This window comes from Thalassospira sp. (assembly GCF_040218635.1).
Taxonomy (GTDB): Bacteria; Pseudomonadota; Alphaproteobacteria; order Rhodospirillales; family Thalassospiraceae; genus Thalassospira.
The window spans coordinates 513,833-525,597 of sequence record NZ_JAVJRB010000012.1; the positions used below are offsets into that span (position 1 = coordinate 513,833).

11 protein-coding genes are annotated in these 11,765 nt (G+C 51.8%); 10 read left to right on the forward strand and 1 reads right to left on the reverse strand.

The window, feature by feature from the left end:
* The first annotated feature begins 2 nt into the window (after positions 1–2).
* The 10 genes from RIC05_RS16325 (at position 3) to RIC05_RS16370 (ending at position 10,867) form a co-directional block, all read left to right on the forward strand.
* Positions 3–1,139 carry a glycosyltransferase family 4 protein gene (locus RIC05_RS16325; RefSeq protein WP_350045704.1) on the forward strand — a complete coding sequence of 379 codons (1,137 nt, stop codon included), beginning with the start codon at positions 3–5 and terminating at the stop codon, positions 1,137–1,139.
* A complete protein-coding gene (locus RIC05_RS16330; protein ID WP_350045705.1) occupies positions 1,136–1,738 on the forward strand; it encodes a histidine phosphatase family protein in 603 nt (200 codons plus the stop codon). Before RIC05_RS16325 ends, RIC05_RS16330 begins: the two co-directional genes overlap by 4 nt.
* Positions 1,738–2,880 carry a glycosyltransferase family protein gene (locus RIC05_RS16335; protein ID WP_350045706.1) on the forward strand — a complete coding sequence of 381 codons (1,143 nt, stop codon included), beginning with the start codon at positions 1,738–1,740 and terminating at the stop codon, positions 2,878–2,880. The genes RIC05_RS16330 and RIC05_RS16335 overlap by 1 nt, the downstream gene beginning before the upstream one ends.
* Positions 2,877–3,635: a polysaccharide deacetylase family protein gene (locus RIC05_RS16340; protein WP_350042719.1), complete on the forward strand. Its 759-nt coding sequence runs from the start codon at positions 2,877–2,879 to the stop codon at positions 3,633–3,635. The genes RIC05_RS16335 and RIC05_RS16340 overlap by 4 nt, the downstream gene beginning before the upstream one ends.
* Positions 3,626–4,258 carry a hypothetical protein gene (locus RIC05_RS16345; RefSeq protein WP_350045707.1) on the forward strand — a complete coding sequence of 211 codons (633 nt, stop codon included), beginning with the start codon at positions 3,626–3,628 and terminating at the stop codon, positions 4,256–4,258. The genes RIC05_RS16340 and RIC05_RS16345 overlap by 10 nt, the downstream gene beginning before the upstream one ends.
* Positions 4,255–6,183 (forward strand): ABC transporter ATP-binding protein, encoded by a 1,929-nt coding sequence (locus tag RIC05_RS16350; RefSeq protein ID WP_350045708.1) that lies wholly within the window; start codon positions 4,255–4,257, stop codon positions 6,181–6,183. Before RIC05_RS16345 ends, RIC05_RS16350 begins: the two co-directional genes overlap by 4 nt.
* The gene (locus RIC05_RS16355; RefSeq protein WP_350045709.1) at positions 6,180–8,111 is read left to right on the forward strand and encodes an ABC transporter substrate-binding protein; all 1,932 of its coding nucleotides are present in this window, start codon (positions 6,180–6,182) and stop codon (positions 8,109–8,111) included. The genes RIC05_RS16350 and RIC05_RS16355 overlap by 4 nt, the downstream gene beginning before the upstream one ends.
* A 77-nt stretch (positions 8,112–8,188) precedes the next feature.
* Positions 8,189–9,187, forward strand: coding sequence for an ABC transporter permease (locus RIC05_RS16360; RefSeq protein ID WP_350042715.1), 999 nt, complete (start codon positions 8,189–8,191; stop codon positions 9,185–9,187).
* Complete coding sequence (locus RIC05_RS16365) at positions 9,184–10,353, forward strand: ABC transporter permease (RefSeq protein WP_350042714.1); 1,170 nt, start codon at positions 9,184–9,186, stop codon at positions 10,351–10,353. The genes RIC05_RS16360 and RIC05_RS16365 overlap by 4 nt, the downstream gene beginning before the upstream one ends.
* Before the next feature lie 7 nt (positions 10,354–10,360).
* On the forward strand, positions 10,361–10,867 hold the full coding sequence (locus RIC05_RS16370; protein ID WP_350046135.1) for a GNAT family N-acetyltransferase: 507 nt from the start codon (positions 10,361–10,363) through the stop codon (positions 10,865–10,867).
* A gap of 9 nt (positions 10,868–10,876) precedes the next feature.
* On the opposite strand, the gene RIC05_RS16375 is transcribed toward RIC05_RS16370, so the two are convergent.
* Positions 10,877–11,734 (reverse strand): class I SAM-dependent methyltransferase, encoded by an 858-nt coding sequence (locus RIC05_RS16375; RefSeq protein WP_350045710.1) that lies wholly within the window; start codon positions 11,732–11,734, stop codon positions 10,877–10,879.
* Between the last annotated feature and the right edge of the window lie 31 nt (positions 11,735–11,765).

Below are 11,765 nucleotides of genomic sequence, written 5' to 3' on the forward strand. Positions count from 1 at the left end.
GTTTGCAGGTTGCCTTTTACGCCCCGCTAAAGCCCATTGATCATCCCGTACCATCAGGTGATCGCCTGATGGCGCGTATGCTGTGTGACGCGTTGAAACATGCAGGGATGGAGATTGATGTCGCCTCCCGCCTTCGCAGCCGTGTCGCCGATGGCAATGTCTTGCAACAAGCACGACTGGCCGAATTGGGCACGAAACTGGCGGCAAGGTTGTTGCGGCAATATCAATCGGGTTTTCGTCCATGCCCCGATATCTGGTTTACCTATCATCTGTATTACAAGGCGCCGGACTGGATCGGGCCGATTGTCGCCAATGCACTTGATATCCCCTATGTCGTCGCCGAAGCATCCTTTGCGCCCAAACGGGCAAGTGGCCCATGGGGGCAAAGCCATGCTGCAGTTGAAACCGCATTGCGCCATGCAGATGCGGTTTTCTCCTTAAACCGGGCGGATATGGAATGCCTTTACCCCATCTGTGATCCCGGTTCTGTTCATTTCTTGCCACCCTTTACTCAAGTTGAAAACTGGTCGGTTGCACGCCGAAGGGCAATTGATCCTGCCTGCGTCCAGTTGGTGACGACCGCCATGATGCGTAAGGGCGATAAGCTTAAATCATATGACCTTCTTGCCCGTTCTTTAGGGCAGGCTTTGCGAAACGGTGTTGATCATTGGCATCTAACCGTCATTGGCGATGGACCTGCGAGATCAGATGTCGAAGCCCTGTTTGATCAGCACATGGTCACAGCAAGCCACGTTTCGTTCTCGGGTCAGTGTGTGCCCGAACAAACGCGTGAAGTTCTGGGCAAATCGGATCTGTTTGTCTGGCCGGCAATCAATGAAGCATTTGGTATGGCATTGTTGGAAGCACAGGCGGCAGGACTACCAGTTTTGGCGGGAGACGCCGGTGGGGTTTCGGGGATCGTATCTGAAGGCATGACCGGGTGGCTTGTACCGGTTGGTGATGAAGCTGCCTTTACGGACAGGCTGACACGTTGTCTAACCCGAGATGTCAAAGCTTTACGCCCAATAGGGGAAGCTGGCGCATCCAAGGCAATGCAGCACCACACGGTTGCTGCGGCAGCCAATATCCTTGGTGCGACACTCCGCAATCTTGTTTCTGATGGGCAGGGCAGGTCATGAGCACCATTCGCTTTGCTCTGCTGCGTCATGGTGTGACTGACTGGAATGCGCAAAAACGCATTCAGGGAAGATCAGACATTTCGCTTCGGGCGGAAACGGTTCAGACCTATCGCAATTATCGACTACCGGATGATTGGTGTAATGTGCCGTGGTTCTGTACGCCTTTGTCGCGAACCCGCGAAACGGCGAATGCCTTGTCGATTTCCCCGATCTCGGTTGAGACTGCGCTAATCGAAATGGATTGGGGGCAGTGGGAAGGACGAAGACTTCCGGAACTGCGTGCCGAACTTGGCGATGCCATGCGGGTCAACGAAGATCGTGGGTGGGATTTCCGACCCGATGGCGGCGAAAGCCCACGTGATGTCTTACAGCGTGTCGAAGGGTTCCTTCGCAACAGTGATGTTCCGACATTTGGCGCTGTCACCCATAAAGGCGTCATTCGGGCGGTTTATGCTGCTGCCCGTCCATGGGACATGATGGGGAAAATGCCAGATCGTCTGGATTGGGAGTGTTTGCACGTTTTTGAATGGTCATCGGATGCTGGGTTGTCTGTTTCCGAGCTGAATGTGCCGTTGAGCACGTTAGGAGAGTTAAGCTGATGGCCGATGTCATGGTGTATGTGCAGCATCTGTTGGGCATTGGTCATGTGCGCCGTATGGCTTTGATCAACCGTGCAATTCAAGATCGCGGTCTGACAGTGTTGGTTGCCAGTGGTGGTGTGCCGGATGACGGACAGGATTTTGCCGCCGATCAGGTCGTGCAGCTTTCGCCCTGTAAAACAGCCGATAGCAATTTTTCCGGGCTTGTCGATCCAAATGGCAATGTGCTTGGCGATGACTGGAATGAACAACGCAAGGCAGAACTACTTGCTGCCTTCAGCAATTGCGCGCCCAAGCTTTTATTGATCGAGATGTTCCCGTTTGGCCGCAGGGCATTTCGGTTTGAATTGATCCCGTTATTTGATGCCGCGCGAACCGCAGGTATTCCAATCGTTTGTTCTGTGCGTGATTTGCTGGTGCGCAAAGCCGACATCGGTAAAACGCAATGGATGCGCGATGTTGCGCGCCAATATCTTGATGCGGTTCTGGTACATGGTGACCCGGCATTGTTTGGGTTTGATCATAGCTTTGAATGCGCAGATGAAATTGCGGATCTGATTGTGCACACCGGCTATGTTGCGTCAGGAATTGCTCCTGACCCGGCAAGTGACCCTGCGCAAGATCGCAAAGGTGTTTTGATTTCTGCGGGCGGTGGTGCTGTCGGTGCGGAGCTGATTGATCTTGCGATTGCTGCCCGTCAATATTCTGAGAAGTATGCAGATGCGGCATGGGATATCGTCACAGGCCCGCATTTTCCCGCTGATCGTTTCGATGCGCTGTTGAAAAACATGCCAGACGGGATGGTGTTACATCGCTTTCTGCCAGACTTTCGCGAACGTATGGCGCGGGCTTCTGTATCGGTATCACAGGCGGGCTATAACACGTTGATGGACGTGCTTTCGACTCAAACACCTGCCGTGATGGTGCCCTTTGCACAAGGCGGAGAAAGCGAACAAACAGAGCGTGCCGAAATTCTTTCAAAAGAAGGGGTTATTTCCCTGCTTGATCTTGATGGCCTGTCTGCGCAATCATTAGCAAAACAAATAGATCGTGCCAGACGGCCAAGCGGTTTGAAAATCGCACTGGATGGCGCGCAAAAAACTGCGGCGATTATCGCAGGAATGATTAAGGGTAAGGCATGAGCAGTTGGGATCATTTACGCACGGAGCTTGATCTGTGGCAATCCGAAGGACGGATCGCGACGGCATGGTGGCGTGATGATGATGCAGTGACTGTCACCCCGGAACTTGAAGCAATTCTTGCGTTTGAGCAGCATTACAACGTTCCGCTCGCATTGGCGGTTGTCCCGGCTGATCTTCAAAACGATCTTGTGGAACGTTTGGTGGAAACGGTTGATACCCGTGTGCTTCAGCATGGCTGGTCACATAAAAACCATATGCCCGTTGGACGCAAGAAGCAGGAACTTGATGATGTCCGCGATATCGGGGACGTCGTGTCAGACTTACGACATGGATTCTCGGTTCTGAAATCCCGGTTTGGTAGCCGGTTTTTACCGGTGATTGTTCCGCCTTGGAACAGGGTCGCTGAAGATGTTGTTGCTTCATTGCAATCCTTGGGATTCTTCGGGATCAGCACCTTTAACCCGCGCGCATCGGCGGAACCGTATCAGGGCCTGTTACAGGTCAACACCCATGTTGATGTTATCGATTGGCGCGGCACACGGGGCTTTGCGGGCGAAGACGTGGTTCTTGGTGCAATGGTTGCGCATCTTGTCGCACGTCGAACAGGGCAGGTGGATGACCTGGAACCTACCGGCATCCTGACCCATCATATGGTGCATGACAAAGGTACGACCAAGTTCCTCGATAATCTGTTTTCAATGGAACATTCAGCTCTGAACTGGCTGAAAATACCTGGAGTATTTCCATGGCAATAAGCCCAAAAGAGCGCGCGGAACCAGAAGAAATTCTGGGTTCCGACACCTTGACTGACCCGGTGAAACCTGCGGGTGTCGGGGATAATGACGTTCAGATGATGGCCTATCCGCCAAAACTGATGGCGCCGGATTTGGCGAAATCAATTGTCGGGTTGCTGATCTGCGGCGTGATTGCGCTCATCCCGGATATGCTTTCAATCATCAAATGGACGGCAGCCGGGTTGGCATTGTTGTTCGTGTTTTACTTTGCCCGCACGCTGATGCGTTTCCAGTCCAAGCTATATGTCTCGGAATATGGTATTCGTCTCTCGAACATGCGCGGCGGAACTGCTTTTGCGTGGTCGGAACTTTCCAAATTCCGGTTGCGCTATTTCAGTACCAAACGTGACGGAAACAAGGGATGGTTTGAACTGACGATCCAGGCTGGCGAATCCAAAATTGTCGCAGAATCAACACTGGACGGTTTTGACGATCTGCTTGATATCTCACGTGATTGGGCCAAAGATAACAATCTTCTTGTAGATGACGTGACACGAACAAATCTGATGCGGATGGACGAAGCTGAAACCCTTGTTCAGGCAGCTGCATCTGAACGCGCACAAAGCGGTGCCAAACGAACATGATCGATATTCTGCGTATCAAGGATTTGAAAGTCGAATTTGTCTTGCCGCATATGCGGGTCAAGGCGGTCGAAAATGTAAGCTTTCGTATTGGTGCGCAAGAAACTGTCGCCTTGGTCGGGGAATCCGGATCGGGTAAAAGCACGATCTCTCAGGCGATTATGGGATTGCTACCAAAGGCAGCCCAGATCACCAATGGATCAATCATTTTTGCGGATCCGAAAAAGCCGGGCACACGGGTTGATATTGCCTTGCTGGATCGCAGCGGTACAGAAATGCGTGCGATCCGCGGTGGCCGGATTTCCATGATCTTTCAGGAACCCATGAGTTCCCTGTCCCCCCTACACACCATTGGCGATCAGATTTGTGAAGCTGTGCGCCTGCATCGGCGTGTCGGTCGGGCTGAGGCAAATGAATTGGCCGTTGAAATGCTGACGCTGATCGGCTTTCCTCAGCCTAAAAGGGCGCTTAAGACATACCCGTTCGAATTGTCAGGTGGCCTTCGCCAACGTGCGATGATTGCCATGGCGTTGGTCTGTCGTCCGGCACTTCTGGTTGCGGATGAGCCGACCACGGCACTCGATGTAACGATACAGGCGCAAATCCTGCGACTGATCAAGGAAGTGCAAAGCGAATTGCAGATGTCCGTTTTGCTGATCACCCATGATCTCGGTGTGGTCGCAAATATGGCGGATCGCATGGTTGTTATTTACGATGGCCGGGTGGTGGAATCTGGCAAAACCGATGATGTGTTTATTAATCCGGGACATGCCTATACCCAGTCGTTATTGGCGGCTGTTCCGCATTTTGACATGGGGCCGGATGAACGCCTGCGCCCGTTGCGCGAAATCAAACCCAAAACCGGAAGTCTGCTTGCCGAGATTACAGCGCAAGACACCCCACGCGAAGCAATAGAAGTTCCGGCTGCCTTGGCTTTGCACCCATCGATGGCGAGTGAGCCTGTATTGGCAGTCCGTCATCTCAGCAAAAGTTTCAGCACCCGTAAAGGCAACTGGATCAAATCCGAAGAACGGATGATCCCGGCCGTTTCCGATGTGTCACTCACCGTGAACCGTGGGGAATGTGTCGGGTTGGTTGGGGAAAGCGGGTGTGGCAAGACAACGCTTTCCAAACTGATCATGCGGGCCATGAACCCGGATGAGGGATCTATTCTGTTCCGCGGGGAAAGTGGTCAGATGACAGAACTGACCGGCCTTGATGAAGATCAGTTAAATCCCTATCGAAAACGCATACAGTTCGTGTTTCAGGATCCGTTTGGGTCGCTTAATCCGCGGATGACGGTTCAGGATATTGTGACCGAACCAATGGTCATTCATGGGGTCGGTGATAGCAACTATCGCAAGAAAATGGTGCTGGAATTAATGGATCTGGTCGGGCTTGATCCGCGTTTTCTAAGCCGCTATCCGCACAGTTTTTCAGGCGGACAGCGCCAGCGTATTGGCATTGCACGTGCACTAAGCTTAAAGCCGGACCTTCTGATATTCGACGAGCCGACTTCGGCACTTGATGTATCGGTTCAGGCGCAAATACTTAATTTGTTGAAAGACTTGCAGCGTGATCTTAATTTGACATATCTGTTTATTTCTCACAATTTGGCCGTGGTGGATTACATCGCGGACCGGATTGCTGTGATGTGTGCCGGGCGCATTGTCGAGTCAGCCCCACGTGAACAGTTGTTTAGAAATCCGCTTCATCCTTACACGCAGGCATTGCTAAATGCTGTGCCGTTTGCCGATCTCGACCATCTGTTGGATTTCGATAAGATTGTTGATGGAAAGGCTTCTGACCCGGCGCGTTGGCCTGCGCCTTTTACGATCAATGACACCAGTGCACCAAAGATGATGCAATTTGCAGAAGATCACTTTGTGCGTGCCGAACGTGCCGATTTTACGGAGATCGCGATATGACCCGGTTCCCCATCATTTCGAAGTTTTCGGCACGTCGCGTGCTTGCCGGTATGGTCGTAGGTGCAAGTGTCATCACAACATCATTGATGCCGGTTTCTGGTCACGCGGAAGTTCCGTATTTTGAGGATGCGGTGGCCAAGGGAAATTTGCCGCCAATGCTTGAACGGTTGCCAGAACATCCAAACGTTATTGATTTTGGTGCAGAAGATAAAACCATTGGCAAATATGGTGGGGAGTTCGTAACCATTATGGGCCGGTCAAAAGACATCCGTATGGCGGTTGTTTATGGCTATGCGCGTTTGGTTGGCTATGACCCGGACTTGAACCTGCAACCTGACATTCTTGAAGCGTTGGATGTGAATGAAGAGGGGAATGTTTTCACCCTTCATATCCGCAAAGGCCACAAATGGTCAGATGGCGCGCCCTTTACGGCCGAGGATTTCCGGTATTACTGGGAAGATATCGTCAATAACGATGAATTGTACCCGGTCGGACCACCACGTTTCCTGTTTGTCGGTGATGAACCGGCAACCTTTGAAATTCTTGATGAGTATACGGTGCGCTATAGCTGGTCACAGTCCAACCCGTTCTTTTTGGCGGAGCTTGCAGCAACACTCCCGCCGTTTATTTATCGACCTGCGCATTATCTGAAACAGTTTCACGAGAAATACCGTGATGGCGATGAGCTTAACGCAATTGTCGCGGAACGCAGTTTGCGCAGTTGGGCCGTTCTGCATACGGATATGGACCGGCCGGATCGCTTGTCGAATATCAATCGCCCGTCACTTGATCCGTGGTTGGTAACGACCGAAGAACCATCTGACCGGTTTGTCTTTGTTCGGAACCCGTATTATCACCGTGTCGATCCAGAAGGAAACCAGTTGCCTTATATCGACCGGATGATCTTCAATATCTCGAACTCAAAACTGGTGCCGGCCAAGGTTGGCGCAGGTGAGGTTGATCTGCAAAGCCGGGTTCTGTCGCTAAAGGACTACACGTTTCTTAAACAGTCCGAAGCAAAACAGAATTATCAGGTTCGTTTATGGGATGTTGGTGCCGGTGCCCATGCCGCCTTATATCCCAACCTGACCTGTTCGGACCCGGTTTGGCGGGGTGTTCTGCGGGATGTACGGTTCCGGCGTGCCTTGTCGATGGCGGTCAATCGGACTGAAATCAACCGCGTTTTGTATTTTGGTCTGGCACAGCCAACCAACAACACGGTCTTGCGCAAAAGCCCGCTTTTCAAACCGGAATACCGCGAAAGCTTTACCAATTTCGACATCGATGCGGCCAATGCATTGCTTGATGACATGGGATTGGCTGAACGCGACAGTGATGGCATCCGTTTGCTGCCCGATGGCCGCCCGATGGAAATCATTGTCGAAACCACCGGTGAAAACCCGGAACATGACGATATGCTTGAACTGATCGGGGATAGCTGGCGTCAGGTTGGGGTGAAGATGTTCGTCAAAGGTTTGCAACGTGAAGTGTTGCGCAACCGGGCCTATAGCGGCGAAACCATCATGTCGATTTTTAACGGGGTTGATAATGGCCTTGCGACGCCAAATACGGTGCCGTCTGAATTCGTTCCGGCTCAGCAGGACAGTCTGCAATGGCCGAAATGGGGCCAATATTATCAGACCGACGGCGAAGCCGGTGAAGCACCGGATATGCCTGCTGCCAAGGAATTGATGAACCAGTATCGTAAATGGCAGACCAGCAACGAAAAAGGCCGTAAAGAAGCCTGGCAGGACATTCTGGATATCAATTCAGAAAATATGTTCTCAATCGGATTGATCGGGAACGTGCCGCAACCGGTTGTGGTGGATAAAGATATGCGCAACGTGCCCGAAAAAGGCATACATAGCTGGGAGCCCGGTGCGTTCTTTGGGATTTATCGTCCCGATACGTTCTGGTGGGATCGATAAGCATTTTGATCACGTAACACGACGTTTCACTGCCAACGAGGGAAGGCCGTGAAACGACAGGGGGAGCAATACCGCCGATGCTGACTTATTTGGCAAGACGGCTTTTTGTAATGGTGCCGACACTGATCATGATCAGTCTGTTGGTGTTCGTGATCATTCAGCTTCCGCCCGGGGATTTTCTAAGCACCTATCTCAACGAGCTCCAAGCTCAGGGCGAGGCGGTTGATCCGGCAAAAATCGAATTTCTAAAGCAGCAATATGGCCTCGATCAGCCGATATACGTTCAGTATATTGAATGGGCGTGGGGGCTTTTGCATGGTGATCTTGGATTTTCGTTTGAATATAATTTGCCGGTATCCGAGGTCGTTGGCGACCGCCTGTGGTTATCCTTGGTCCTGAATTTCAGCACGGTTCTGTTCATTTATATCGTTAGTTTTCCCATCGGGATTTATTCGGCAACCCGGCAATACAGCTGGGGTGATTATGGTTTCACTTTCGTTGGCTTTCTTGGGCTGGCGATGCCGAACTTCCTGTTTGCCCTCATCTTGCTGTACTACGCCAATGTCGTGTTTGGGACGTCGATTGGTGGGTTGATGGACCCGGAATTCACCAACCAAGGATGGTCCTTTGCCAAGATCATGTCGGTTGTTGAACATCTTTGGGCACCTGTTCTGGTGATTGGCACATCTGGTACCGCATCCATGATCAGGCGGTTACGGGCCAATCTGCTTGATGAACTGAGCAAGCAATATGTCGTCACAGCCCACGCCAAGGGTTTGTCGCCGATGAAGGTGCTGTTCAAATACCCGCTGCGTATGGCCTTGAACCCGTTTATTGCTGATATCGGTAATATCCTGCCGCAGGTGGTTTCTGGCTCTGTTCTGGTGTCTGTGGTGATGTCCTTGCCGACAACGGGGCCGATGCTGCTGACGGCCCTGCAAAGTCAGGATATGTATCTGGCAGGCTCGTTCCTGATGTTCCTTGCCCTTTTGACCGTGGTCGGGATGTTTGTTTCTGATGTTCTCCTGGCTTGGCTTGATCCCCGCATTCGTCTGCAGGGAGGTGTCGGGCAATGAGCATCAATAGCGATCGGCGCAATGAGCATTATGTCGACCCGACACCCTTTAATCCTTGGGAACGCGAAGAATTAACGCCTGAACAGGAAAAGTATTTTCTGGCCTCGCAATGGCAGTTGATGTGGTGGCGTTTGAAGCGGCATCGGTTGGCGTATTTTTCGCTTATCATTTTAGGGATCATGTATGCATCGATCCTGATTGTTGAATTCATCGCGCCCTATGCGCAGGAAACCCGCAATTCCGAATTCATCCATCACCCGCCACAGGCGATCCATCTGTTCCATGATGGGGAATTTGTCGGACCATTTACCTATGGCACCGATTTTTCCGTGAATATGGAAACATTAAAACCGACCTATACCCCAAACCCTGATCGGGTAGACCGGCTGCGATTCTTCTGTTCTGGTGACGAGTATGCGTTCTGGGGCTTGGTCGATATGGATTTCCATTTCGTCTGTCCGCCAGAAGACGGCACGATGTTTGTGTTTGGCACGGATCGGCTGGGCCGCGATATGCTTTCGCGGATCTTTTATGGCGCACGCGTTTCGCTGACCATCGGGCTTGTTGGCATATCGGTTAGTTTCTTCTTGGGTATTCTGATCGGCGGGGCGGCTGGTTATTATGGCGGCTGGGTCGATGCAACGGCACAGCGCGCGATTGAAGTCATTCGATCCTTGCCGGAAATACCTCTTTGGATGGCGCTTTCTGCGGCCTTGCCGGTGACCTGGAGCCCGATCCTGATCTATTTCGGGATTACAATCATTCTTGGTCTGATTGACTGGACCGGACTTGCGCGTGCTGTTCGATCGAAACTTTTGGCATTGCGCGAAGAAGACTATGCCCTTGCCGCCCGTTTAATGGGGGCAAAGCCAAAGCGTATTGTCGCACGTCACCTGTTGCCGAACTTTGCCAGCCACCTGATCGCATCGGTCACGCTGTCGATCCCGAATATGATCCTTGGCGAAACGGCACTTAGTTTCCTTGGACTTGGTTTGCGCGCACCGGTGACAAGTTGGGGGGTGCTTTTGAACGAGGCACAAAACATTAACGCTGTTGCTGTTTATCCTTGGCTAATGCTGCCCGTAGTTCCGGTCGTAATCGTCGTTCTGGCGTTCAATTTCCTCGGCGACGGCCTCCGGGATGCGGCTGATCCTTACAAGAACTGATCCTTTAATGGTCTGTGATCCTCCAAACCTTGAAACGGAACGCCTTGTTCTACGGCCCATGACAATGGGGGATTGGCCTGCCTACGCGGAGCTGATGTTATCAGAACGTGCAGTTCATATGGGCGGCCCATTTGATATGGCTGGGACGTGGGGGATGTTCTGCAGTGATGCTGCTCAATGGTCTTTGATGGGCCATGGTGCACTGATGGTTGATGAAAAAACGACTGGGCAACGCTTGGGGCAGGTTTGCATTAATTACGGACCATTGTTCCCCGAGCATGAATTGGGGTGGTTTCTTTTCCCATTTGCAGAGGGAAGAGGAATTGCTGCAGAGGCTGCAATTGCCATGCGTAAATGGGCTTTTGCGGTGCGCGGACTAAAGACATTGGTCAGCTATATTGCACCGCGAAATATGCGCTCAATTCACCTGGCTGAACGCCTTGGTGCGTCTTTGGACCCTGATGCAGCCCGTACTGACCCGGACGACCTTGTTTATCGACACTTTCCCGACTAGGTGGGCACTTTACTTTTTACGCAACCACAGGCTGGTCTCATGCGCGCCTTCGGGGATGTGAATGCCATTGGCGATGGACCCTTTAATCAGATCATCAAGTCGGGTTGTGGCATAGGCACTGGACCACAGAATTTCAAATCCGTTTCCTGCCAAAAGCGATGCAACACCTTGCTGTTCGTTATAGCCGCGCCATTGCCAGATTTCCGGGTAGTCATCGGGCAGGGTGATGTCATGGATATGAATGATCGTGCCGCTGGGCAATGTCGGAATGATTGACGAGAACAGTAAATCAACATCTGTTCCGGGCATCATGATGTGGCTTGAATCAATCGACAGAATATCACCGCCTGTAAGGGTGGCGAAAATCGCGGGGTCAGCCTTTTGAACAATGGTCTGTTCAATCGTGATCGGCAGTTTTGCAATATCTGCGCGTGGGGCCGGATCAATCGCGTGAAAGGCGGTATCAAGGTTACCATCCTTGATCGCGCGATAATAAAATCGTGTGGAATGACCTGATCCGATTTCAATGATCCGATCCGGGCGGAATTCACGGGTGATAATATAGGCCATCATGCCATCAAGACGCGGAAACCAGCTTTGCTGCCAGCGTGGTTCAGGCGGCGTTGCATTACCAAAGCTTGCAAATTCTTCCTGATATGTCGCCGCCTTGGTCAACCATGCCTTCATGGTCGGCGCAGCCTGTTCCATCATGGCTTCTATTGCCGGATAGGATGGACGCCCGACTGTGTTCGCCGTTTCATTGGCATAACGATAGGGGATAAAATAGCCCGCAGGAGAACTGCCAAACAGGGTTTTTAGTCCGAATTTCCATCGGCGCATTCTGCGTGAGAACGGCATGGCGGTCATAATGGCATCTCTTTGAATTAACGTCGTAAAA